This window comes from Micromonospora sp. RTGN7, from assembly GCF_033804645.1.
In the GTDB taxonomy this organism is placed as follows: domain Bacteria; phylum Actinomycetota; class Actinomycetes; order Mycobacteriales; family Micromonosporaceae; genus Micromonospora.
The window spans coordinates 1-23,382 of record NZ_JAPZLF010000018.1; the positions used below are offsets into that span (position 1 = coordinate 1).

Genomic DNA, 23,382 nt, shown 5'->3' on the forward strand with positions numbered 1-23,382 from the left:
GGTGTTGCCGGCGAACTCGATCTGGGCGCCGTACCCCTTGGTGGCGGCGACCTTCGGCAGCGGCGCGTTCACCGGCATGAAGACGGTGGCGTGGGTGCCGACCAGCCCGGGGGGGGGCCCCGCCCCCCCCCCGGGGGGCCCGGGGGGGGCCCCCGGCCGGGGCCGCGCCGTGCGCCGGGCCTACTGGGCGGCCGGCGGCGTCCAGCCGCTCGGCAGGTGCCCGATCCGGACCCGCTGCGGGTGGTCACCCACGGGCACGCTGACCACCTTCTGGCCGGTGGCGAAGCTGATCGCGGTGACCTGGTCCGCGCCCGACTCGGAGATGACGCAGTCGCGGCCGTCCCCGCTCACCGTCGCCCAGTACGGCTTGCTGGCGGTGACCAGCGGGCCGGGGGCGAGGGTGGCCCGGTCGACGACGGTGGCGTAGTCGTCCATGGTGCCGGCGACGCAGAGTTTCGCACCGCTGGGGCTGATCGACAGGCCGTGGTGCCGGGAGTCGTTGACCCAGGTGGTGCGGTCCTCGCTGGTGTTGGGGTTCTTCGGGAGGGTGGCGACCCGGGTGATCGCGTCGGTGGCCACGTCGTACTCGACGAAGCCGTTGAAGAACGACACCTGGAAGTAGAGCTTGCGCTCGTCGGGGGTGAAGACCGCGGGCCGGACGGCGTCGGAGAGGTCACTGCGGCCGACGGCGTCCAGCCGGGGCCGCATGTCGATCTCCTTCACCGTCTGCAGGGTGCCGGCGTCGGCGATCGTGATGTGCCGATCGCCCTTGGTCCAGTCCTGCGAGGGGTCGTCGAGGGAGGTGTTCACCTCGCCGATGGACATGTTCCAGATGTGCCGGCCGCCGCCGGTGAAGAGGTTCTCGTGCGGCTTGTCGCCGGTGCTGAACGAGCCGAGCTGCCGGCCGGTGTTGATGTCGAGGACGTGCACCTTGTTCGAGGTGGAGGCGGAGACCGCGACCCGGGTGCCGTCCGGCGAGACCGCCATGTGGTCCGAGCGGAACCCGGAGACCGGGAAGCGCCACCGCACCGCCCCGGTGCTCAGGTCGATCGAGACGACGTCGGCGAAGCTGGGCCGGGACGCCACCAGCGCGGTGCCGTCCGGGGTGGTGTACATGTCGTCGACGAGCTGGTCGTGCCCTTCGCCGGGGCCCTGCTGGATGCCCAGGTAGAAGGCGAGCTTGAGGGGATTGAGGTAGATCTCCCAGAGTCGCTTCTGCTTGTCCGGGACCACGTTGATCCGGCCACGGCGGGCGTAGTCGCCACGGGAGCGGATGACGTCGACGGTGCCCTCCCAGTTGTTGCCGACGAACATCACCTCGTCCAGGGCGGCGGGGGTGGGGGCGGCGGGGGCAGCGGCGGCCGGGATCGGCGCGAGGGCCGCGACGACGGCGAGGGTGGTGGCGAGGGCGCCGTACCCGCGGAATCGGCGACGGTGGGCGCGCGGGAGTTCGGGTGATGCTGTGGTCATGTACTGCTCCTGGGGGTGGGGCGGCCGGTGGAGGCGTTCCGCAGCACGGGACGCGGTGTTACTTTGCGGTAACAGAAGGAAACCAGTCGATGCCGGACTCCCGGTAGGTGACGGGAACCAAAAGCCGGCCGGAACGTTGTGGGCGGGCCACAGTGGCCGTCGCGAGGGGAGTGGGCCGATGGCGCTGGCCGAGCGGACCGGATCCCTCGGCGCGCTGCTGCGCGACCTGGCGGCGGACCGACGCGTCGTGGAGGAGATGGCCGAGGCGGCCCGCGTGCACTCCCCGGAGGTGGCGCGGCTGCCGCAGGCGGAGAACTGCCGGCACGTGGCGGCCCTGCTGACCGCCGGGGTGGCGTCCTTTCAGCGGCTGGAGGAGCCGAGCGAACGGGACTTCGCGGAGGCTCGGCGCCTCGGCGCCGACCGGGCCGCACAGGGCGTCTCCGTCGCGGGCCTGTTGCAAGGCGTGCAGGCGGGCCGGCAGCGGATGGTGGAGATCGCGTTGGACCGGGGCAGAGCGGCCGGGATCCCCGACACCGCGCTGCTGGAGGCCCTGCTGGAGCTCGGCCGGTACGCGAGCGCCCTGGAGCGGGCCCTCGTCGACGGGTACCACACGGCGGAGCGGGAACTGGTCCGCACCCGGCGGGACGCCCGCGACCGGCTGCTGCGGCGGCTGCTGCTCGACGAGCCGGGCGACGGCCGGCCGGACGACCCGGCCGGGTTCGGGCTGCGTCCGGACGGCCGGTACCACTGCGTGGTGACCGACCTGACCGATCCGACCCGGATTCCCATCGTGGAGCGGCAGCTGCGCGGCGGAGGGGGAGTCTTCGGCACGGTCGACGACCGGCTCGCCGGCCTGTGCCCACGGCTGCCGGCCGACCCGCTCGACCGGGCGATGCTCGTGGTGGCCGCGCCGGCCCGGCCCCTGGCCGAGGCCCCAGCCCTGCACCGGCTCTGCGTGGCCGCCCTGCGCGTCGCCGCCCGGGCCGGGCTACGCGGGCTGCACCCGGTGGTCGACCTGGCCGGCGAGACCGCGCTGGCCGCCCAGCCGGAGCTGGCCGAGCTGGTCAGCGGGGAACTGCTCGGCCACCTCGACCCGGCCGACGAGTTCCACCGGCAGCTCGCCTCGACCGCACTGACCTATCTGGATCACGGGCAGCGGCTGGACCGGACGGCCGCGGCCCTGCACCTGCACCCGAACACCGTCCGCTACCGGCTGCGCCGGTTGCAGGAGGTCGTCGGGTTGCCGCCGACCCTCGCGGAGCCGGGCGGCCGGTGGTCGGTGCCCCAGACCGTGCGCTGGTGGTGGGCGCTGCGGACCTGGCTGGAGCGGGGCTGAGGCGTGCCGCCCGCACGGCACGCGACCCACCCCCCTGCGGTGGCCTCAGACGACCCGGGTGAGCCGGATCGCGTCGGCGATGACCAGGCCGGTGCCGGTGGTCCACCGGCTGACGCCGACGCGGTTGGCGTCACCGGCCGGCAGGGCGAAGGTGCCGAGGGAACGCCACTGCCCACCGTTGGCACGCTGATCGACGGTGACCGTCTTGTTGCCGGTGGTGGTGGCCACGAGGTACGGCGTGGCGTTGTTGTAGCCGGAGGTCGCCGGCCACCAGGCGTCGACCCGGTAGTTTCCGGCCGCCGGGACGTTGACCTTGTACCAGGCGACGTCGCTGGAGAGCACCGGGTCGGCGTAGCGGTAGTCCGCGCCGTAGCGCTGCCCGGAGTACGAGGAGAGGCCCCACTGGGCGCTGGCGGTGAACCGCCCGGCGGTGGAGTTGTCCACGACCGCGCTCCACGCGGTGCCGCCGCCGGACATCTTGGCGGCGACGTCGGCGCGCATCACGTCGAGATCGATGAACGACGGGTCGATCTTCCCGCTGGTGCTGGTCTCCCGGTGCCCCCGGGCGTAGCTGGAGTCCCGGCCCAGGCGGGTGAGCACGGCGGCGGTGGCGGCGACGCAGGCGTTGTACTGGGCCGTGGTCATCTCCTGGTTGACGCCGTTGTAGTCGATCTCCCAGCCGATCATGAGGGTGTTGCCGTCGCCGGCCGGGATCGGGCCGCTGCCGCGACTGGCACCCGCGTGGTTGCTCCGGCCGGCGGAGATCAGGTGGAACACGCCGTTGTAGTCGACCAGGGCCTGGCAGAGCGGGCCGGCGAGGTCGGTGCGGCCGTTGATGCAGATGTTCAGTGCCGGGTGCGGGTTGGTCGCGCTGGAGGTGGACGCGGTGTGGTGCCACAGCACGCCGATCGGGGCGAAGTCACCCGGGCGCATCCGGTTGCGCCAGTCGCCCTCCTCGACGACCTGTACGCCCGCGGCCCGCAGCACGTCGGCGAGCCAGGTGACGGTGGCCATCAGGAGGTCTCGATCAGGTCGGCCAGGCACTCGGGCTGCGCGGCGGCGCGGGCCGGGGCGGGCCGGGCGGTGACGGCGGCGGTGGCGGTGAACGCGACCGCCAGCAGGGCCGACAGCCCGAGCAGGCGGCGGCGGCGCAGCTGGGGGGAGGACGAGGTGGCCACGGAACTCCTCGGTGACGGACGGGATTCCCGTCGATCGATCTCGATGACGGGCACGCTATACCGTGGTGAGCGTCGATGTCGATACCCTTCGCGCCCTGTTGCGCCCGTGAAAGTTTCCGACCGAAGTCACCCCTGCGGTCCCGGCGACCGGCTGTCGAGGTCAGTCGACCGCCGGCCCTGGGCGGTCGCCGGAACTCCTCGAGTCGGGCTCGGGGGTGAGCTGCCGCCAGTCGGTGACCACCGGGATCAGCTCGCCGGCGGCCCACCGGGGCAGTTGGTCGTCGAAGTGCGGGTCGCCGGGGCGGCCGGACGCGCCGAACGGCACCACCCACCGGCTCTTCGCCCGGTCGGTCAGATCCCACACGTAGCGGCCGACCGGGCCCCGCCAGCACGCGTCGGAGACCCCGGGGACGCTGGTCGTGGCCAGCACACAGTCGCTGTCGCCGGAGAGGGCGACCCGCGCGCGCATCGCCTCCGTCGCGGCGGCGACCTCCGGGGCCACCGACAGGTGGACCGGGTGCAGGACGTGCCGCCGCCCCCAGACGCCCGGGGGGTCGCCGTGCGCCACGTCCTCCAGCGCCCCGGCCGCAGCCGGGACGACATCGCCGCCGAGGCGACCCAGCCCGGCCACCACGGCGTCCAGGGCGTGGCCGATCCGGGCCAGGGGGTCGGTCCACGGCGCGAAGAGCGCGTCGTACGCGCTCGGGGCGCGCAGCGGGCGCAGCAGCGGGTCGTCGTGCAGGCGTCGGGCCAGCGCCGCCCGCCACGCGGCGAAGGCGCCGGCGTCGGCGCTGTCGGCGCGCATCCGCCCGTCCCACGCGGCCAGCCGGTTGCGCAGGGCCAACGCCGGCCCGCTGAGCCCGTAGGGGTCGATTTTGCCGAGCGTGTCGTGCAGCACGGCGGCGTCCAACCGGTCGTCGGTGTGCACGGCGGCCGGCTCGGCCCCGTCAGCCAGCAGCGTACGAATGCGGCGGGCACGGTGCGGCGGGGCGAAGTCGACGCCGAGCGCGGCCACGTCGGGGCGGCGGTCGTTGGCACAGACCGCCGGCCCGCTCACCGAGGCCCGGGGCATCGGGGCGTACTCGCCGGTCCAGCGGTAGCGCGGCTCCCAGCCGGGCACCGGCTCCCGCCGGCACCGCTCGTCGCGTAGCGGGACGAGGCCGGCGACGAGTTGGGTGACCGACCCCGACCGGTCGGCGACGAGCACGCTGTTGACCGGCTCGACCCAGCGGCTCAGCGCCGTGGCGACGTCGTCGACGGTCCGCGCCCGCAGCAGCGGCAGCAGGGCGTCGAAGCCGAGGCGCTGCTCCACCCGGGTGGGGGTGCGTAGGCTGATCGCCTCGCCGGTGCCCTCGTCGTGGTCGATGACGGGGCCGCGGGGCGTCTCGATCACCTCGACCGGCACGGGGTCGCCGCCGCGTACCCCGATGAGTTCGACGTGGCGGTGGGCCGGGGCCCAGCCGTCGGCCTCGCGGACCAGGACCCGGTCGCCGTCGTGGCGCAGCCGCTCGCGGTAGAGGTCCTGGTAGTCGGCCATCGCGTTGGTCACCGCCCAGGCCACCTCGCCGGCGTGGCCGAAGTGCGGCAGGCCGGGGACGCCGGGGAACGCGAACCCGACCACGTCGAACTCGGGGCAGGCCAGGCGCACCTGGTGGTAGATGCCGGGCAGTTCGAGGATCCGGTGGGGGTCGCCGGCGAGGACCGGGGCTCGGCCGGTGGCCGGGTCGGCGGGCACGGCCCAGGCGTTGCTTCCCGAGCCGGCGGGGGGCTCGGCGGCGAAGAGACCGGCCGCCGCAGGCCCGAGGGTGGCGGCGACGTGCGCGCGCCACAGCTTGTTGGGGAAGGTGGCGAAGAGCACGTGCTGCACCAGGAAGACCCCCAGCGGGGACCACGGCCGCCACCGGCCGGGGGCGCAGTCGGTGGCCGCGAACTCCGGCGCGTCGGCGGCCCCCTCGGCGAGCCCGTCGTTGACTCCCTGGGCGTACGCGGCGATCCAGCGCCGGGTGGCGGGGTCGAGCCGGGCGTAGCAGCGCCGGGCGGTGTCGTCGAGCCGGGCTCGGCGGGCGAATCGGTCCCACCCCACCTCGGCGAGGCCGACGTGCTGGGCGAGTCGGCCCTCGCAGCGCCACCGCTCCGTCTCGATCTGCCAGGCCCGGTCGATCGCGGCGGCCCGGCCCTGGAGCCGGGCCAGGTCGTCCACGGTGTCGGCCCACAGGTGCGGCACGCCCCAGGAGTCTCGATGGATGCCGGTCGTCCCGGCGTGCGGCGAGGTCGGCTTCCACGACGGCTTCACTTCAGGCTACCCTCCCCTAACTTAGGTAGACCTTACTGCGGGGGTGCGCCGAGCGGAACCGGGAAACTGACCGTCGTCCACCCCTGTACCGTCGAGGACCGCCATGAGCCTCTCCGACCCCGCCGTCCGCGCGCCGTCGCCCGTTCCCGCCCGTCCGCTGCCCACCCGGTGGCTGATCCTCGCCGTGCTCTGTCTCGCCCAGGTCACCGTGGTGCTCGACAACACCGTGCTGACCGTGGCGGTGCCCGTGCTCACCGCCGAGTTGGGCGCCAGCACCGCCGACGTGCAGTGGACCATCAACGCGTACGCGCTGGTCCAGTCCGGACTGTTGCTCACCGCCGGCAGCGCCGTCGACCGGTACGGGCGGCGCCGACTGCTCCTGGCCGGCCTGGTGCTGTTCGGAGTCGGCTCGCTGGCCGCCGCGCTGGCCCAGTCCACCGGGCAGCTCATCGCCGCCCGCGCGGGCATGGGGATCGGCGGCGCCCTGCTCGTCACCGCCACCCTCGCCGTGGCTATGCAGGTCTTCGACGTCGCCGAGCGGCCCCGGGCGATCGGCATCTGGGCGGCGGCCAGCGCGCTCGGTTTCGCCGCCGGACCGCCCGTGGGCGGGCTCATCCTGGCCCACTTCCCGTGGGAGGCGATCTTCCTGGTCAACGTTCCGATCGTGGTGGTCTGCCTGGCGGCGGCCGGTGTCCTGGTGCCGGAGTCCCGCGGGCCGGCCGGCGGACGCCTCGACCTCCCCGGGGTGGCGCTCTCCACGTCCGGCCTGACCGCCGTGGTGTACGCGATCATCGCCGGCCCCGACCGGGGCTGGGGCTCCGCCCCGGTGCTCGGCGCGGCGGTCGGGGGAGCGCTGCTGCTCGCCGCGTTCGTGTGGTGGGAGCGGCGGGTGGCCCATCCCATGTTGGAGATGGCTCTGTTCCGCAACCGCCGCTTCGTCGGCGCGGTCTCCGGCGTCGTCCTGATCACCTTCGGCGCCACCGGCGCGCTGTTCCTGCTGACCCAGCACCTTCAGTTCGTGCGCGGCTATCCGGCCTGGGAGGCGGGCCTGCGGATGGTGCCCTTCGCGCTGGCCATCGTCGTGCTCAACCTCGCCGGGATCGCCGCCCGGGTGATCCACCGGCTCGGTACCGCCGGTGCCATCGCGGTCGGCATGACCCTGCTCGCCGGCGGCCTGCTGCTGGTCACCCGCGCCCCCTCGGACGGCTACGGCGTGCTGCTGGCCGGCCTGCTCACCATGGGCACCGGCTGCGCTCTGGCCAACCCGGCGATCGTGGAGGCGGTGATGAGCGCGATCCCGCCGGAGAAGGCGGGTGCGGGCGCGGGTGTGGACGGCACCATGACGGAGGTCGGCAGCAGCCTCGGGGTCGCCGTCCTCGGGGCCGTCCTGAACGCCCGGTTCGCCGGGCTGCTGCCCGCCGCGCTGGCCGGTGCCGGCTCGTTCCCCGCCGCACTGGCCGCCGCCGGGGGTGAGACCGAGCGGGGGCTGGTCACGGACGCCTTCCGCGCCGCGTCGGAGGCCGGACAGACGGTGGGGGCGATCGCCGTTCTCGTCGGCGGGCTGCTGGCCGCGTGGCTGCTGCGTCGGGCGGAACGGGTCGGCTGAGCGGCGACCGGACCGATGGGTTCGCCCGCCGTCCACGGTGGTCAGGGTTCGACGCGCCGGTAGCTTTGCAGCAAAATGGCAGAAAGATTCTGGAAATTCTTGCTTGCCCGGTGCGGTGTCGATTCCGCCGCGAACGGAGGGGCCTCCCCGGTCCCGGGGGCGGTGTGGCGGGTGGGATGACGCTCCGGCGCTGACTCATGGCGTCCGATGTGGCGGCGAAGGGGTGCTGTGAACCCCAGGTTTCTGGCAGGTTTCGAAAATCTTGCCGCAAGGTCTTGCAAATCCTTTCAGGCATCCCGCATCGTCTTGCTACCCGGACGACCGTCCATTCCCGCCAGAGCCTCTTCGACCCCTGGAAGAAGGTCCCCTGTCATGCCATCTCTGAGGTCACCCCTAGCTGGCCGCGTCGGCCGAGCCCTGCTCGCCGCCGCGGTCGTCGTCTCCGGTGCGACCGCGGCCGTCGCCGCGGCCACCAACGCCACCTCCACTCCCGCCCGCGCCGCCGCCGCCCTCAACGACAGCGAGGTGACGGCCAACCTGTGGGAGTGGAACTGGACATCCGTCTCCGCCGCCTGCACCGACCACCTCGGTCCCGCCGGGTACGGCGCGGTCCAGGTCGCCCCGCCCCAGGAGTCGGTCAGCCTGCCCAACAGCATCGACGGCGTGCACCCCTGGTACGAGGTGTACCAGCCGGTGTCGTACAAGCTGGAGAGCCGCTTCGGCAGCCGGGCGCAGTTCGCCGGCATGGTCACCGCCTGCCACAACGCCGGCGTTCGGGTGTACGTCGACGCGGTCGTCAACCACATGGCCGGCGCGAACAACCCCGAGGAGGTCGTCGGCTACGCCGGCACGGACTTCTCCGGCCCCGGCTACAGCTTCCCGGCCGTGCCCTACGGCACCGGGGACTTCCACCGCCCCGGTGACAACTGCCCGACCTCCGGCGGTATCAACGACTGGAACAACGAGGCCCAGGTGACCAGCTGCGAGCTGCTGGCCCTGACCGACCTGTACACCGAGAAGGACAGCGTCCGCACGAAGATCGCCGGCTTCCTCAACGACATGATCGGCCTCGGCGTCGACGGCTTCCGGGTCGACGCGGTCAAGCACATCAAGAAAGACGACTTCGCGGCCATCCTCGGCAAGCTGAACAACACCGTCGCCGAGAACAAGCGTCCGTACGTCGCCCAGGAGATCTTCGACGGCGCCAGCAACGACGCCCTGAAGGCCCGCGCGTTCACCGGCAACGGCGACGTGCTCGACTTCGCGTACGCCAAGGGCCTCAGGTCCGCCTTCCAGGGCTCGATCTCCACCCTCGCCAACCTCCCGAGCTGGAACCTCGACGCCCCCAGCGCCAACGTCTTCGCCATGGTCACCAACCATGACCTGGAGCGCGACGGGGTCGTGCTGTCCTACAAGAACGGCACCGACTACACCCTGGCCAACTACTTCGCCCTGGCCTACCCGCACGGCAAGCCCTCGGTCTACGACAGCTTCTCCTGGAACGGCCGCAACCAGTCCCCGCCGGCCAACGGCAGCGGCTACGTCACCGACACCGCCTGCGGTGCCGCCTGGACCTGCCTGACCCAGTCCACCGGAGTCAAGGGCATGGTCGGTTGGGCCAACGCCGCCCGGTCCGTCAAGACCGTCTCCGACTTCACCGCCGTCAACAGCAACGTCATCGGTTTCCACCGCGGCGACCGCGCCTGGTTCGGCGTCAACGACTCCGGCAGCGCCACCACCGCCACGTTCACCACCGGCCTCGCCGACGGCCAGTACTGCGACGTCGTCTCCGGCCCCGCCACCGCCGCCGGCTGCGCCGGCACGACCGTCACCGTTTCCGGCGGCCGGGCCACCGTGGCGATCCCCGCCAACAACGCGGTCGCGATCCACGTCAACGCCCGGCCCGGCGGTGCCACGCCGTCGCCGACGGCCACCGCATCGCCGACGGCCACCGCATCGCCCACGGCCGGCCCCACCGACAAGGTCGCCACCACCTTCACCGTCAATGCGACCCCGGCCGCCGGCCAGGACGTCTACGTCGTCGGCAGCATCCCCGCCCTCGGCACCTGGGCCCCGGCCGACGCCGTCAGGCTGACCGCCCAGGGCGGCAACACGTACCGGGCGGTGGTCGACCTGCCCCGGTCCACCGCGGTGGAGTACAAGTTCCTCAAGAAGACCGCGGCCGGGGCCGTCACCTGGGAGTCCGGGGCCAACCGCACCTTCACCACCCCGGCGAGCGGCAGCTACGCGGTGACCGAGACCTTCCGCGGCGACACCGTTCCCGGCGGGCAGATCGCCACCTCGTTCCACGCCACCGTCACCACCAGCTACGGCCAGAACGTCTATGTCGTCGGCAATATCGTGGCCCTCGGCGGCTGGAGCCCGGCCAACGCCGTCGCGCTCTCCTCGGCCGACTACCCGCTCTGGCGGGCCACGCTGAACCTGCCCCCGAACACCGCCGTCGAGTACAAGTACCTCAAGAAGAACTCCGACGGCACCGTCACCTGGGAGTCCGGCGGCAACCGCACCTTCACCACCCCGGCCACCGGCACCCGGACCAACACCGACACCTGGCGGTAGCCGGGAGGCCACCGACACCGGTGGTGGCCGGCCCCGCGCGGCGGTAGCCGGGAGGCCACCACCGGTCGGGGCCACCCACGCCCGGGTGGACGAGCCGAGCGGGTTGGCCGATCATCGAAGACATGTCGGATACCGGAACCCACACCGTGCACCGTCGACTTCGGACCGTACTCGCCGTCGCCCTGGCCGCGACCGTCACCACCACCGTCGGCGTCGCCGGCCCGGCGTGGGCCCACGGCGGTCCCGCCCGGCCCGGCGTCGTCGCCCTGCCCGACGGGTTTCAGCCCGAGGGCATCGCCGCCGACGGCAGGTACGCCTACCTCGGTTCCCGCGCTACTGGAGCCATCTACCGCGCCGACCTCATCGACGGCACGGGCGAGCTGATCAGCCCGGCCACCGGTACCCCGTCGTTGGGCCTGAAGGTCGACCGCCGGGGCCGGCTCTTCGTCTCCGGCGGCACCGCCGGGGACGCCCGCGTCGTCGACACCCGCACCGGCGGGGTGCTGGCCACCTACCGGCTCGGCGCCGCGCCGACGTTCGTCAACGACGTGGTCCTCACCGACCGGGCCGCGTACTTCACCGACTCGTACCGGCCGGTGCTGTACCGGCTGCCGCTCGGCCGCCACGGGGGACTACCGCCGGCCGAGGCCGTCACCACGATCCCGCTGACCGGAGCGTTCCAACAGGTCGACGGCGTGATCAACCTCAACGGCATCGCGACCACCCCGGACGGGTCTGGGCTGATCGTGGTGCAGTCCAACACCGGCTCGCTGTTCCGCGTCGACCCGGCGACCGGTGCGACCACCACGGTCGACGTGCCGGGGCAGACGTTCACCACCGGCGACGGACTACTGCGGGACGGCCGCACCCTGTACGTGGTGCGTAACCGGCTGAACCAGGTCGCCGTGGTCACGCTGAACCGCGCCGGTACCGTCGGCACGCTCGCCAAGACGATCACTGACCCGAACTTCGACGTGCCGACCACGGTCGCCCGGTCCCTCGGCCGGCTCTACCTGCCCAATGCCCGGTTCACCACGCCGCCGACCCCGGCCACGCCGTACACGGTGGTCGCGGTCCGTCCGTGACCACCGGCCGTCGGGTACGTGCACGTGCCGCGCGCCGGTGCCGAGCAGAGGCCACAAGCTGTTCTGCGGGCGAAGCGCGGCTTCCTGGTACCGTGCCCACGGTGTCCCTACGTCTCGCGTGAGCGGTGTTGTCAGGGCACCGGTGGTATCTCCCAGTCCGTCATCCGAGCGGATCGCGGGCGGTGGACGATGGATAGCGCCGTGGGCCCGGTCCGGTTGAGCTAACAGTTCCCGATCGAGGAGACATGACGACAGCCGAGACCGGGTGGTCGCGTCACATCGACGGCTTCGGCGAGGTGGCCATCCGGCCCGTGCGGCCGGCCGAGGACATCGACGTGATCCACGACTGGGTCACCCGGGAGCGATCGCGGTTCTGGGGCATGCGCGAGGCCAGCCGCGAACGGGTGCTGGAAATCTACGAGTACCTGGACTCGCTCGACACCCATCACGCCTACCTGATCCACCGGGACGGCCGGCCGGCGGCGCTCTTTCAGACGTACGAGCCGGCGGCCGACCCGGTAGGGGACTGCTACGACGTGCGGCCCGGCGACTTCGGCATCCACCTGCTGATCGGGCCGCCGGACGGCGGCCCGGAGCCGGGCTTCACCGCCACCCTCCTCGACGCCTTCCTGGCCTTCGTGCTCGCCGACCCGGGTCGGCTGCGCATCGTCGCCGAACCGGACGCGCGCAACGATCGGGCGATCGCCCGGCTGATCCGGGCGGGCTTCGCGCCGGGGCTTCAGATCGACCTGCCGGAGAAGCGGGCCCAGTTGCTCTTCCTGGACCGGTCCGTCGCGCTCGGCTGAGGTTCGGGGCGCCACGAGACGGTCGCCCGATGGAGGAAAGATCGGAAGGCCTTGACAAGAGATCGTGAGGTTAGGCTAGCCTAACCGCGTGTCGAATGATCGAGTCCGGATGCCGCAGGAGGAGAACCTCCACGGCGGGGCCACCCAGACCCAGACCCTGCCCCTCGCTCCGTGGCGCCAGTTCGCCGTCGAGGTCCGCGCCGTACGTCGGCTCAGCCCCTCGTTCCTGCGGGTGACCTTCATCGGCCCCGACCTCGACCGGTTCGCCGACAACGGCTACGACCAGCGCATCAAGCTGGTGCTGCCGCTGCCCGGGGGGCGCGGGGCCCAGTTGCCCGACGGCGCCGACTGGCACGCCCGGTGGCGGGCTCTGCCCGAGGACCAGCGCTGCCCGGTGCGCACCTACACCGTCCGGGCGGTCCGGCCGCACCTGGCCGAGGTGGACATCGACCTTGTCCTGCACGGCGACGGCGGCCCGGCCAGTCGATGGGCCCACCGCGTCCGCCCCGGCGACGAGGCCGTCATCCTCGGCCCAGACGCCGGGTACCTCGGCGAGCACGGCGGCATCGAGTTCCGGCCACCGGCGACGGACCGGCTGCTGCTGGCCGGCGACGAGACGGCCGTGCCGGCGATCTGCGCCATCCTGGAACGGCTGCCGCTCGACGCCCGGGGGCGGGTGCTGCTGGAGGTGCCGGAGCCGGCCGACGCGCTCTCCGTCGTGACCCCGGCCGACGTCGAGGTCTCCTGGCTTCCCCGCGACGGCGCCCCCCACGGCAGCCGCCTGGTCCCGGCCGTCGCCGCGGCGACGGAGAAACTGTTGACCCGCCGTGCACCGGCGCCGGCGGGCCCGTCCGGCCGGGACTCCATCGCCGACGTGGACGTCGACCGGGACTTCCTCTGGGAGGTGCCCAACCCGGCGGTGCCGGCGCCGGGTTCGCTCTACGCGTGGCTGGCCGGCGAGGCCGGCATGATCCGTACGCTGCGCCGGCACCTCGTCGCCGAGCGGGGAGTGGACCGGCGAGCGGTGGCGTTCATGGGTTACTGGCGACTGGGCCGTGCCGACCCGGTCTGACCGTGACACCGCTGCGGAGAACCCGGTGGGGTTCCGCGGCGGGGCGGACTATGGTGGCCGGATGCTTCCGGCCGCGCCGTTCGTCCGCGACGCCGTCACCGTCGTGACGGCGTCGACGGCTGCCGCCGTCCGGGACCACGCCGCTGCCACCACGCACGCCGCCGCGATCACCGCGCGGGCCGCGATCACGCCTTCGCTCGGCGCCGACTGCGTCCACGGGCTGCCAAGTCCGATCCCCACCGGGCGTGGCCCGCCCGCGGATCAGTGCATCCGCAGGTACGGCCACCAGGGCGAAGCTCTTCAGCTTCGGCCCTTTTTCTTTTCCCCGGAAGGGACGCGACATGAGCACGGACATCCAGGGCACGAGCGACCGGCGGTGGCTCGCCGACCTGCGCGTGACGCTGACCGACGAGCACGCGGCGCAGACGGCGAGATTGACCGAGTTGACCGCGGACACCGGTGACCCGGGTGAGGCGCACACCCGTGGCGCGCTGATCGCCGCGACCCGGCTGAGTCAGGATCGTATCGCCGCCGCCCTGCGCCGCATCGCCGACGGCCGTTACGGCACCTGCGACACGTGTGGGGCGCAGATCCCGCCGGAGCGGCTGGAGGTCGTTCCGCACGCCCGCTTCTGCGTGCCCTGCCAGCGTAAGCACGACGGCTGACGGTCGACCGCGAGGCACCGGGCTGGCCCCTGCGCCGGGCAGCACGCAGTGATCGCCGGTGTCTTCCGTCGACACCAACCACGGGCCGCCCTTGCGTATCCACGGAGGGCGGCCCGTTCCGGCCCCGGTAACCCGGGTGCGTTCTGCCGCTGCCGTTGCGCGGGCCCGAAGAGGGCCGACGGCCAGCCGATGGTCGTCGCCGGGTCAGTCGTCGGCGACGGCCATCGGCTGGCCGGCCACGCACCGCAGCCGCAACTCGTGCTCGCCGCCCGGCCCGACGAAGGTGACCTCGACGTCGTCGTCCGGGCCCCGGTCGGCGTCGCCGACCCGGTAGCCCTGCGCGGGCGCCCAGGAGACCAGCCGTACCCCGCCCGGGGTGCACTCGGCCACCGCGCTGCCGCCGACGCTCACGAAGGCCCGGGGCGCGCCACCACCCGGGGACGCCATCGGCGACGACGCGCCGGGGCCGGTGGACGGCGTCCCACCCGGTGTCGTCGGGGTCGCCTCCGGCGAGGCCAGCACCCGTTCGACGTCATCCTGGCTGTGCACCCCGCCCGGGGTGCCGGTGATGCTCTCCCCGACCAGCCGGATCGCGGCCACCCCGACCAGGGTGGCGAGCACGGCGGTGGCCAGCCACCCGGCGAAGGCGAGGAGACGACGACGGCGCATCCCCCGACTATCCCCGATCGGAGGTTGGCGGGAACGCTGGACGACGCTAAGGGAGGGTTAAGCAGCGGGCCGACGGCGGCCGGGGCCGCTAGCCTGCATCGTGTGCCCCGCCTGCTGCTCATCGAGGACGACCTGACCATCCGGGCACCGCTGGCGCGGGCGCTGCGGGACCGGGGTCACGCCGTGGCCGCCGCGTCCACCGCGATGGCGGGACTGCGCGACGCCCTCGACGACCGGCCGGACCTCGTCGTGCTCGACCTGGGCCTGCCCGACCTCGACGGGCGGGAGCTGCTGCGGATGCTACGGGCGGTCAGCGCGGTGCCGGTCATCGTGGCCACCGCCCGCGACGACGAGGCCGAGATCGTCCGGGTCCTCGACGCCGGCGCCGACGACTACGTGGTCAAGCCGTTCACCGCCGCCCAACTGGACGCGCGGATCCGCGCCGTGCTCCGGCGCGGGTCCGGCTCGGCGGCGGAGGATCCGACGCTCGTGGTGGGCGGGCTGCGCATCGACCCGCGCTCACGGCAGGTAAGCCTCGACGGCGGGCCGGTCGAGCTGACCCCGCGCGAGTTTGATCTGCTGCACCACCTCGCCGCCCGGCCCGGCGAGGTGGTCACCAAGCGGGAGCTGCTCACCGAGGTCTGGCAGATCCCGTACGGGGGTGCGGACAAGACCGTCGACGTGCACCTGTCGTGGCTGCGCCGCAAGCTGGGCGAGAGCGCCCAGCAGCCCCGCTACCTGCACACCGTGCGGGGGGTGGGGGTCCGGCTGGACTTCCCGGGCGGCGACGGGTGAGGGCGCGGCTGGCGCTGCTGGCCGCTGCGGTCAGCGTGCTCACCCTGGTGGCCTTCCTCGTACCGCTGGCCCTGCTGGTGCGCGACGTGGCCGAGGACCGGGCCACGGTCCGGGCGACCGCGGACGCGCAGAGCCTGGTGCCGGTGGTGGGCACGGCCGACGTCGCGACCATCCGGCTGACCGCCGAGCAGCTCGCCGCGGAGTCGGGCCGGCCGGTCAGCGTCTTCCTGCCCGGCGACACGGTGCTGGGCACACCCGTCCCGCGGACCCCCGCGGTGGCCCTGGCCGAACGGGGGCGCAGCCTCACGGTCGAGTCGGACGAGGGACGCGAGGTGGTCATCGCCGTGCAGGGCCGCCACGACGGCACCGGGGTCATCCGCACGGTGGTCCCCAGCGCCGAGCTGACCGCCGGGGTGACCCGGGCCTGGTTGGTGCTGGCCCTGCTCGGTCTGTTGCTGGTGCTGGTCGGGCTGGTGGTGGCCGACCGGTTGGCCCGCGCCCTGCTCCGGCCGATCGCGGAGCTCTCGACGGTGTCGCACCGGCTGGCCAACGCCGAGCTGGATGCCCGGGTGACGCCCGCCGGGCCGGCCGAACTGCGCGAGGTCGCCGGCGCGCTCAACCACCTGGCGGCCCGGATCCAGGTCCTGCTCGGCCAGGAGCGCGAGCAGGTGGCCGACCTGTCCCACCGCCTACGCACCCCGCTGACGGCGCTGCGGCTGGAGGCAGAGTCGCTGCGCGAGCCGCAGGACGCGGCGCGGATCGCCGCCGCCGTGGACGGGTTGGAGCGGGCGGTGACCGGTCTGATTCGCCAGGCTCGCCGCGACCGGTCGTCGGCCGCCACCGGCGGCGACGCGTCGGCGGTGGTCGCCGACCGGGTGGCGTTCTGGTCGGTGCTGGCCGAGGACACCGGGCGGGAGATCCGCTGTGAGCTGGAGTCCGGGCCGCTGCCGGTCGGGGTGCCCGCCGACGAGCTGGCCGCGGCGCTCGACGCGCTGCTCGGCAACGTGTTCGCGCACACCCCGGACGGCACCGCGTTCACTGTCCGCCTCGCCCAGGAGGCCGACCAGGTGGTCCTCATCGTGGCCGACGAGGGCTCCGGCATGCCGTCCGCCACGGTCCGCCGGGGAGCCAGCCCGGCCGGGTCGACCGGGCTGGGTCTGGACATCGCCCGCCGGGCGGCGGAGGCGGGCGGGGGCCGGCTGGAGTTGCGCGCGACCGAGGGCGGCGGGGCGGAGGTGCGGCTGTGGCTGGGACCGCCGGCGACCTTAACCGGGTCTTAGCGTCGGTGCAGCGCGCCGCTATCCCGCGCCGGCGGATCCTCGATGCCAGCAACCGAGGAGAGGTGTAACGGAGATGAAGCGCAATTCCCTGATCATGGCGTCCGTCGGCGGCGCGGCGATGCTGGCGGTGGCCGGGGTCGCCCTCGGCACCACGGCCTCCGACGAGCGCGCCGGACGTACCACCCTGGCCGCCGCCACCGTGGCCCCGGCGGCGACCGGCGGCCCGGACGGCGGCGTCACCGCCGCCCCCACGTCGGCGCCGGTGACCGGCATGCCCACCACCGGTACGCCCAGCGGCGCGGCCTCGCCGTCCGGAGCCGGCCCGGCGGCCGGCGGGGCCGTCGACGAGCGGCGGGCGGGCGAGATCGCGCTGGCGCGCGCCGGGGGCGGTCGGATCGTCGAGGTCGAGGCCGAGGAGGAGGACGGCCGCCAGGTCTGGAGCGTCGAGATCGTCAACGGGCAGACCGAGCACGAGGTCGACGTGGACCGCAACGACGGCGCCGTGGTCAAGGCCGAGCAGGAGCCGGTCGACGACGACACCGACGACACCGACGACGACACCGACGACGACGATGATGACGATGATGACGACAGCGACGACTGATTTCCCGGCGGGGATCGCCCCCTGATGGTGTGGCTGATCTGACCACCTGAGGTTGGCTGGTTCGACGGTTGTCGGTGGGAAGGTCGCCTCGCCTGTCGGCGCTTCGTGCGTCTGACCTGACGTGTCCCGCGAGGACTCGGCGAGGGGCCTTCCCCGCCTTCGTGGCGAGGATCCGCGGGGCCTGCCCCGCCGACGTTGCGTCCGTGCAGGGGGATCAGGCGGCCCGGCGGTCGCCGGCCTGCGCGGAGTACGGCTGCGGTGGCACCAGGCGCAGCGGCGTCGGCGGTGCGGCCTGGTCCAACTCGACCCGCCACCGGGAGGTCCGTGACCGGCCCTGCCGTGGCGACGGGCCGCCCGGCCGCATCCGGGGCCACGACAGCAGCACGGTGATCACCCAGCCGACCACCAGGAAACCGTGGCTGACCAGTCGGGACACGGCCACCTGGCCGGTCATCAGGTCGTTCACCGACAGCAGTACCAGGGTCGCGACGAAGGCGCTGAGCATCGGCAGCAGGCCGGTGGGTGGGAACCGTCGCGCCGCCACGAAGAGGAACCCGGCGCCGACGGCGACGTTCCACGCCGCCGACTCGTGCCACAGGTGCTGGCCGGCCGCGTGGGCGTGGGCGACGACCGAGCCCCGCCCGATCTGTGCCAGCCCGAGCACCATCTGCACGCCGCCCACCAGGCCCAGCAGGGTCCGCAACCCGGCCACCAGCCGGCCCCGCCAGTCGTGCGCCCGCCGACGGGGGGCCCGGGCGGGCACGGCGGCGAGGATCGCCTCGGTCAGGTCGGGCACCGGCGGCACCACCCGGGTCCGCGCCCGCCGGGTGACCGCCGTCACCGCGTCGAACCAGGCCCGGCAGTCACTGCACGTGTCCAGGTGCCCCTCGGCCGCGACCCGTTCGGCCGGGGTCTCCTCCCCGTCCAGTTGGGCCGACAGCATCTCCCGCCACTGCTCACACCGCATGTACCGATAGTCGCTCGCCGGCGGCGCGTGGTTCCCGGCCACCGGCACGGGACGTGACCGTCGGTCCGGCCAGCCGCCGTCTGCCCCCGGCCGCGGGTGCGATCGGCGGTGACCGCCGTCGATCGGAGGAGGCCCGGGGAGGCCACCGTCGTCGGCTCCGACCGGGTGTCACCGGCGGGTCCGCGCACCCTCGCGCCGCCGCCGGTAGGTCGCCAGCCGACGGCCGACACGCCGACGGACCACTGTGGACGAAGGTGTGAGATGTGATCTTATTTTCCGATGATCACTCCCATTCCTCTCATGCGACTCGTCTCTGGTGTCTGGGGGTTCAAGACCCTCGCCGTCGGCGTCGAGTTCGGCCTGTTCACCCGCCTGGCCGGCGGTCGGAGCATCACCGTCGCCGAGGCGGCCGACGAGTTCGGCCTCGACGAGCGCCCGGCAGACCTGCTGCTCGCCGCGAGCGCGTCGCTGGGGCTGCTGGAGAGGGCCGGCGACGGTTACCGCAACTCCGAACTCGCCGAGCAGTTCCTGGTCGAGGGCCGCCCGTACTACTTCGGCGCGCAGGTCCGTTACTCCGACCTGCGCACCTACCTGCCCTGGCACCGAGTGGGGGAGGCCCTGCGGACCAACCGGCCCCTCACCTGGGACCCGCAGACCCAGCAGTCGATGTTCGACACCACCGACCCGGACATGGTCGCCCAGTTCTGGGACGCCATGGTCTCCACCTCCAGCTTCACCGCCCGCGCCCTGGCCGACGTGTACGACTTCGGCGCGCACACCCGGCTGCTCGATGTCGGCGGCGGGGCGGGTGCCTTCCCCGTCGAGTTCTGCCGCCGCCTGCCCGATCTGCGCGCGACGATCTTCGACCTGCCGCACGTCTGCGCGAAGGCCGAGCAGCAGATCGCGGCGGCGGGCCTGACCGGGCGGATCGGGACCGTCGGCGGCGACTTCCTGGCCGAGCCGGCGTTGCCGGGCGGGCACGACGTCATCCTGCTCAGCATGATCCTGCACGACTGGGACGAGCCGACGAACCGGGCGCTGCTGGCCAAGTGCCACGCCGCGCTGCCCTCGGGCGGAGCGGTCGTCGTCTGCGAGCTGCTGCTCAACGACGAGCGCACCGGCCCCTCGGACGCGGCCCTGATGGGCATGAACATGCTGATCGAGACCGAGGGCGGGAGGAACTACTCCCGCGCCGAGTACGCGGACTGGCTCGTCGACGCCGGCTTCGTCGACGTCCGTACGGCGTGGTTCGACGCCCCGGGCGCCAACGGCGCGGTGGTGGCCCGCCGCCCCTGACCCACGGGCCGCCGCGGCTGTCCCGCGGCCCGCCCGGCTCCGGCCGCCCGCCCCGAGCCGGGCGGCGGGAAACGTCGGGACGCCCGCGGCGGCGGGCAGGAGCGCACCTCACCGCCCTGCCCGCCGTGGTCGGCCGGCCCGACCCGTCGGCCACCGGCCGGCTTACGCCCCGGTCTCCGGCTTGTACGCGGTCACCAGCTCCCAACCGCCGGGCAGCACCTGCACCCGCGTGAAGCCGACCTCCTTCAGTAGGCCGGTGTAGAACTCCACCTCCCGCAGCCGGCTGACGCAGCTGTCGACGCCGATGAGGAAGTAGCTCCAGAAGAACTGCATCGCCAGCCGGTCCGGGGTGCGGAACTCCTCGCAGATCAGCAGCAGGCCGCCCGGGGGGAGGGCGGCGTAGGCCTTCTCGACCAGCCGGCGGGCCACCTCGTTCGGCCAGTCGTGCAGCACCCGGACGAAGGCCAGCGCGTCGTAGCCGTGGGGCAGCGGCTCGGCGAGGAAGTCACCGCCCACGAAACCGAGCCGGTCCGGGTGGCCGGAGCGGGCCCGCGTCGCCTGCACCAGCGGCGCCACCGCCGGCAGGTTGTAGACGTCGGCCCGCAGCCACGCAGCGTCGTCGAGCACCCGCGCCGCGAGGGTGCCGTCGCCGCCGCCGACGTCGAGCAGGCGGCACCGGTCCGACCAGAGTCGGTCCGCGTGCCGGTGGACCGTCTCGGTCACCGGGCCGAGTCCGACGGCCATGCTGCGTTCGAAGTCGGCGGTCTGCTCGTCGTCGCGCGGCGGCCACGCGAAGTCGTCGTCGGTCATGCTGACCTCGCCGCGCAGGCTCTGTGCCAGCCGGCCGTGCAGCCGCCGCCAGGGGTACCGGTCCCGGTCCCGCTCGATGGCGTCCGGTCCGGCGACCGCCGCCACGGCGTCGCGCAGCCCGGCAACGGCCCGGTACGTGGCGGTGGTGATCTCATCGCCGGATTCGTTCCGCTCGACGAATCCGAGGCTCTCCAGGCAGTCCAGGAACTTGTACAGCCGTAGCGGCCGGAACCCGAACCGCTCGGCGAGCTCGCCGAGGGCGACCGGCCCCGGCTCCAGCGCGTCGAGCAGGCCCATGGTGAGCGCGGTCTCCAGTACGTCCATGGCCTTGGGCCCGTTGGCGAGCAGGCTCATCAGCGCCCGCGGCGACAGCGTGACGTTCACCGGCCCAGCTCCTCTTCGAGGGCGTCCATGAACGCGTCGACCTCGTCGAGGGTGTTGTAGACGTGCGGCCCGACCCGCAGGTAGCCCCGCCAACTGCAGATCATGTCCCGCGCGGCCAGCCGCCGCTTGACCGCCTCACCGTCTTCGACGTCCAGGCAGACGACGCCGCCGCGCCGCTGCGGCGAGGTCGGGCTGACCACCGAGACACCTGCGGCCTCGGCGCGGGCCAGGATCCGGGACGTGCACGCCAGGGAGTGTTCCCGGATCGCGGTGATGCCCACCCCGGCCAGCAGGTCCAGGCCGACCTGGGAGACCAGTGAGGTGAGCGGGAACGGGGTCCCGCCGGCGAACCGCTGGGCGCCGTCGGCCCAGCCGGTCGACGGCCGGAAGGTCAGCGCCCGATCACCGGCCTGCCAGCCGGTGGCCGTCGGTTCCAGAGTGGGTGCCAGGCCCGGGCGGACGTACAGGAAGCCGGTGGCGATCCCGCAGAGCCACTTGTGCGCGCCGCCGAGGACGATGTCGACGCCGAGCGCGGTCACGTCCAGCGGCATGATCCCGACGCTCTGGAAGGCGTCCACCACCACCAGCGCACCCACCTCGTGGGCGCGTGCGACCAGGCGCGACAGGTCGATGGTGGCACCGGAGGAGAAGCTGGCGTGCGGCACGCACACCAGCAGCGTCCGCTCGTCGACGCGCCGCACGAGCGCGTCCTCGTCGAACGTCGGGCCGCCGGTGCCGACCACGTCGACGCGGGCGCCGTGGCGGCGCAACGCGTTCCACACGAACGGCACGGTCGGGAACTCCAGGTCGGTGATGATGACCCGGTCGCGCGGCGCGCGGTAGTCGAAGCAGGAGGCGACCCGGCTGAGCAGGGTGCTCAGGTTCGCGTCGGTGATCACGCTGCCCGGCGGTGCGCCGATGAACGCGGCCAACCCGTCGGCGTACCGGTCGAGGCCCTCGTGCCAGCCCTGCCACACGTCGTCCCGCCAGGTGCGCAGCGTCTCCCAGTATCCGGTGAGCACTCGCTCGGCGTCCCGGGGCACCGCGCCGGTCGAGTTGTTGTTCAGGTAGACGCAGGTGCTCAGCAGGGGAAACTGGGCGCGCAGGGCGGCGTGCGCGGTGGCGTCGAGGCACCTCGGTCCGCCGCTCGCCGATGCCGGTACGGGTGTGCTCACTCGGGACAGCCTCCAGTCGGTTCGGGCGGGAGCAGGTCCGGATCGGGCGCGACGGCGGTGAAGACCGGAATCGCGCGGACCTCGGCCAGGTAGGGCGTGCCCTCGGTATATCCGGTGCCGGGCCGCTCGCCGAGCAACCGGGTCGCCAGCCGGTGATGGGTGCGGCGCCACTGGAGCACCGCCTCGGCGAACTCGCCCATCCGCCGCTCCACCAGGGCCCGGTCCGGCCCGTCCAGCCGGCCGTCGCGGGTCGCCGCCCGGAAGGCCGTGTCGACCGACGGCCGCCCGGCGAGCACCCGGTCGCGCACCTCGGGCACCGAGCGGTAGGCGGCAGAGTCCAGCCGGGGCCCCTCGGGCGTACGGCACAGCGACTCCATCACCTTGTAGGAGCGGGACTGGATGGCGCTGGCCCCCTCGGTGTACGCCCGGAACGTCCGGAACGACTCCGGCTGCATGCTCGCCAGCAGCGAGAACAGCGGCGCGGCGGTGCCGAGCCGGTCCCGGGCGGCCCCCAGCCGCTCGGCCGCCGCCCGCCCCCGCCCGTCGGCGAGGGCCGCGATCGTGTCGCGCAGCTCATCGACGAGCGCCGCGAAGGTGCACTCGTATGCCTGGAGCACCCGGATGAACAGGTACTCGTCGTGCGCCACGTACACCGGCAGCATGCTCAGCCGCAGGGCCCGCTCCTCGGTGGCGCTGCGGTCGGCGACGACGTGGGCATGCAGGGCGGCGGCTGCCACCGCCGGATGGTCGACGGTCGCGGCCAGGCCCAGGCGGGACAGCGCGGGGGAGACGGCGCGGATCCCCAGCCGGTGACGCTTCGCCCCGAGCGCCGGCGTCGGGCGCTGCTCGGGGAGCAGGTCGGTGGTGCCGGCGGCGGCGGCCGATTCGAACGCCAGCGCGTCGGCGACCAGTCGGACGAAAAGCCGGTCGCGATCTCGGCGGGCGGTGGCGAGATCCCGTCCCGACCCGATGTCGCCGTCGTCGTGGCAGGGCAGCCCGAGCAGGCTCAGTGCCAGGTAGCTGCGGTAGTCGTACCGGCCGTCCCACTTGTCCAGCGCCACGTCGAGGAAGTCGCGCAGCAGCCGTGCGGAAGCGGAGCCTTCGTCAATCGCCGGCGCGCGGGAGCGCGCCCGGATCTCGTCGAGGAGGGCGAGCAGTTCCTTTCCGACGAAGTGTTTGCCGCTGCGCTGGAACTCGGCCGTCACCGGAAGGTAGGGAAAACTGTCGGGGTCGGCTCGACCGGACAGCCAGTTTGTCAACTCGCGCACGAAATCGCACCTCGACGTCACGATTCTGGTAAACACGGACGGG

20 protein-coding genes are annotated in these 23,382 nt (G+C 73.6%); 11 read left to right on the forward strand and 9 right to left on the reverse strand.

Going from position 1 to position 23,382, the window contains the following annotated elements; translation table 11 throughout:
• Nucleotides 1-180: 180 nt before the first annotated feature.
• Nucleotides 181-1,470: a YncE family protein gene (locus SNR22_RS22695; protein ID WP_320068661.1), complete on the reverse strand. Its 1,290-nt coding sequence runs from the start codon at nt 1,468-1,470 to the stop codon at nt 181-183.
• A 178-nt stretch (nt 1,471-1,648) separates the two neighbouring features.
• Between SNR22_RS22695 and SNR22_RS22700 the strand changes: the two genes are divergently transcribed.
• On the forward strand, nt 1,649-2,806 hold the full coding sequence (locus SNR22_RS22700; RefSeq protein WP_320068662.1) for a helix-turn-helix domain-containing protein: 1,158 nt from the start codon (nt 1,649-1,651) through the stop codon (nt 2,804-2,806).
• Between the two features lie 45 nt (nt 2,807-2,851).
• Here the strand turns inward: SNR22_RS22700 and SNR22_RS22705 are convergent, their stop codons facing one another.
• The 3 genes from SNR22_RS22705 to SNR22_RS22715 form a co-directional block, all read right to left on the reverse strand.
• Complete coding sequence (locus SNR22_RS22705) at nt 2,852-3,820, reverse strand: N-acetylmuramoyl-L-alanine amidase (protein ID WP_320068663.1); 969 nt, start codon at nt 3,818-3,820, stop codon at nt 2,852-2,854.
• Entirely contained in the window at nt 3,820-3,984 is a 165-nt protein-coding gene (locus tag SNR22_RS22710) for a hypothetical protein (protein ID WP_320068664.1), read from the reverse strand. Before SNR22_RS22710 ends, SNR22_RS22705 begins: the two co-directional genes overlap by 1 nt.
• Nucleotides 3,985-4,144: 160 nt before the next feature.
• Nucleotides 4,145-6,277 (reverse strand): penicillin acylase family protein, encoded by a 2,133-nt coding sequence (locus SNR22_RS22715; protein WP_320068665.1) that lies wholly within the window; start codon nt 6,275-6,277, stop codon nt 4,145-4,147.
• Between the two features lie 103 nt (nt 6,278-6,380).
• Here SNR22_RS22715 and SNR22_RS22720 point away from each other — a divergent pair, with 103 nt between their 5' ends.
• The 6 genes from SNR22_RS22720 (at nt 6,381) to SNR22_RS22745 (ending at nt 14,091) form a co-directional block, all read left to right on the forward strand.
• On the forward strand, nt 6,381-7,883 hold the full coding sequence (locus SNR22_RS22720; protein ID WP_320068666.1) for an MFS transporter: 1,503 nt from the start codon (nt 6,381-6,383) through the stop codon (nt 7,881-7,883).
• A gap of 372 nt (nt 7,884-8,255) precedes the next feature.
• The gene (locus SNR22_RS22725; protein WP_320068667.1) at nt 8,256-10,463 is read left to right on the forward strand and encodes a carbohydrate-binding module family 20 domain-containing protein; all 2,208 of its coding nucleotides are present in this window, start codon (nt 8,256-8,258) and stop codon (nt 10,461-10,463) included.
• A 122-nt stretch (nt 10,464-10,585) separates the two neighbouring features.
• Nucleotides 10,586-11,548, forward strand: coding sequence for a superoxide dismutase (locus tag SNR22_RS22730; RefSeq protein WP_320068668.1), 963 nt, complete (start codon nt 10,586-10,588; stop codon nt 11,546-11,548).
• Nucleotides 11,549-11,793: 245 nt separating this feature from the next.
• Complete coding sequence (locus tag SNR22_RS22735; RefSeq protein WP_320068669.1) at nt 11,794-12,354, forward strand: GNAT family N-acetyltransferase; 561 nt, start codon at nt 11,794-11,796, stop codon at nt 12,352-12,354.
• Between the two features lie 109 nt (nt 12,355-12,463).
• Nucleotides 12,464-13,426 carry a siderophore-interacting protein gene (locus SNR22_RS22740; protein ID WP_320068771.1) on the forward strand — a complete coding sequence of 321 codons (963 nt, stop codon included), beginning with the start codon at nt 12,464-12,466 and terminating at the stop codon, nt 13,424-13,426.
• Nucleotides 13,427-13,767: 341 nt separating this feature from the next.
• Nucleotides 13,768-14,091 (forward strand): TraR/DksA family transcriptional regulator, encoded by a 324-nt coding sequence (locus tag SNR22_RS22745; RefSeq protein ID WP_320068670.1) that lies wholly within the window; start codon nt 13,768-13,770, stop codon nt 14,089-14,091.
• A gap of 204 nt (nt 14,092-14,295) precedes the next feature.
• On the opposite strand, the gene SNR22_RS22750 is transcribed toward SNR22_RS22745, so the two are convergent.
• Complete coding sequence (locus SNR22_RS22750) at nt 14,296-14,760, reverse strand: septum formation initiator (RefSeq protein ID WP_320068671.1); 465 nt, start codon at nt 14,758-14,760, stop codon at nt 14,296-14,298.
• 102 nt (nt 14,761-14,862) lie between these two features.
• On the opposite strand from SNR22_RS22750, the gene SNR22_RS22755 reads away from it, so the two are divergent.
• From SNR22_RS22755 to SNR22_RS22765, 3 genes are all read left to right on the forward strand, one after another.
• Nucleotides 14,863-15,555 carry a response regulator transcription factor gene (locus tag SNR22_RS22755; RefSeq protein WP_320068672.1) on the forward strand — a complete coding sequence of 231 codons (693 nt, stop codon included), beginning with the start codon at nt 14,863-14,865 and terminating at the stop codon, nt 15,553-15,555.
• A complete protein-coding gene (locus tag SNR22_RS22760) occupies nt 15,552-16,835 on the forward strand; it encodes a HAMP domain-containing sensor histidine kinase (protein ID WP_320068673.1) in 1,284 nt (427 codons plus the stop codon). Before SNR22_RS22755 ends, SNR22_RS22760 begins: the two co-directional genes overlap by 4 nt.
• Before the next feature lie 73 nt (nt 16,836-16,908).
• Entirely contained in the window at nt 16,909-17,439 is a 531-nt protein-coding gene (locus SNR22_RS22765; protein WP_320068674.1) for a PepSY domain-containing protein, read from the forward strand.
• 214 nt (nt 17,440-17,653) lie between these two features.
• Here SNR22_RS22765 and SNR22_RS22770 read toward each other — a convergent pair whose 3' ends face one another.
• On the reverse strand, nt 17,654-18,406 hold the full coding sequence (locus SNR22_RS22770; RefSeq protein WP_320068675.1) for a zf-HC2 domain-containing protein: 753 nt from the start codon (nt 18,404-18,406) through the stop codon (nt 17,654-17,656).
• A 279-nt stretch (nt 18,407-18,685) separates the two neighbouring features.
• Between SNR22_RS22770 and SNR22_RS22775 the strand changes: the two genes are divergently transcribed.
• Complete coding sequence (locus SNR22_RS22775) at nt 18,686-19,702, forward strand: methyltransferase (RefSeq protein WP_320068676.1); 1,017 nt, start codon at nt 18,686-18,688, stop codon at nt 19,700-19,702.
• 162 nt (nt 19,703-19,864) lie between these two features.
• On the opposite strand, the gene SNR22_RS22780 is transcribed toward SNR22_RS22775, so the two are convergent.
• Genes SNR22_RS22780 through SNR22_RS22790 form a run of 3 tightly spaced genes read right to left on the reverse strand, consistent with a single transcriptional unit; the run spans nt 19,865 to nt 23,339 of the window.
• Nucleotides 19,865-20,896 carry a methyltransferase gene (locus SNR22_RS22780; RefSeq protein ID WP_320068677.1) on the reverse strand — a complete coding sequence of 344 codons (1,032 nt, stop codon included), beginning with the start codon at nt 20,894-20,896 and terminating at the stop codon, nt 19,865-19,867.
• The gene (locus tag SNR22_RS22785; protein WP_320068678.1) at nt 20,893-22,071 is read right to left on the reverse strand and encodes an aminotransferase class V-fold PLP-dependent enzyme; all 1,179 of its coding nucleotides are present in this window, start codon (nt 22,069-22,071) and stop codon (nt 20,893-20,895) included. Before SNR22_RS22785 ends, SNR22_RS22780 begins: the two co-directional genes overlap by 4 nt.
• Nucleotides 22,068-23,339 carry a hypothetical protein gene (locus SNR22_RS22790; RefSeq protein WP_320068679.1) on the reverse strand — a complete coding sequence of 424 codons (1,272 nt, stop codon included), beginning with the start codon at nt 23,337-23,339 and terminating at the stop codon, nt 22,068-22,070. The genes SNR22_RS22785 and SNR22_RS22790 overlap by 4 nt, the downstream gene beginning before the upstream one ends.
• Nucleotides 23,340-23,382 lie beyond the last annotated feature (43 nt).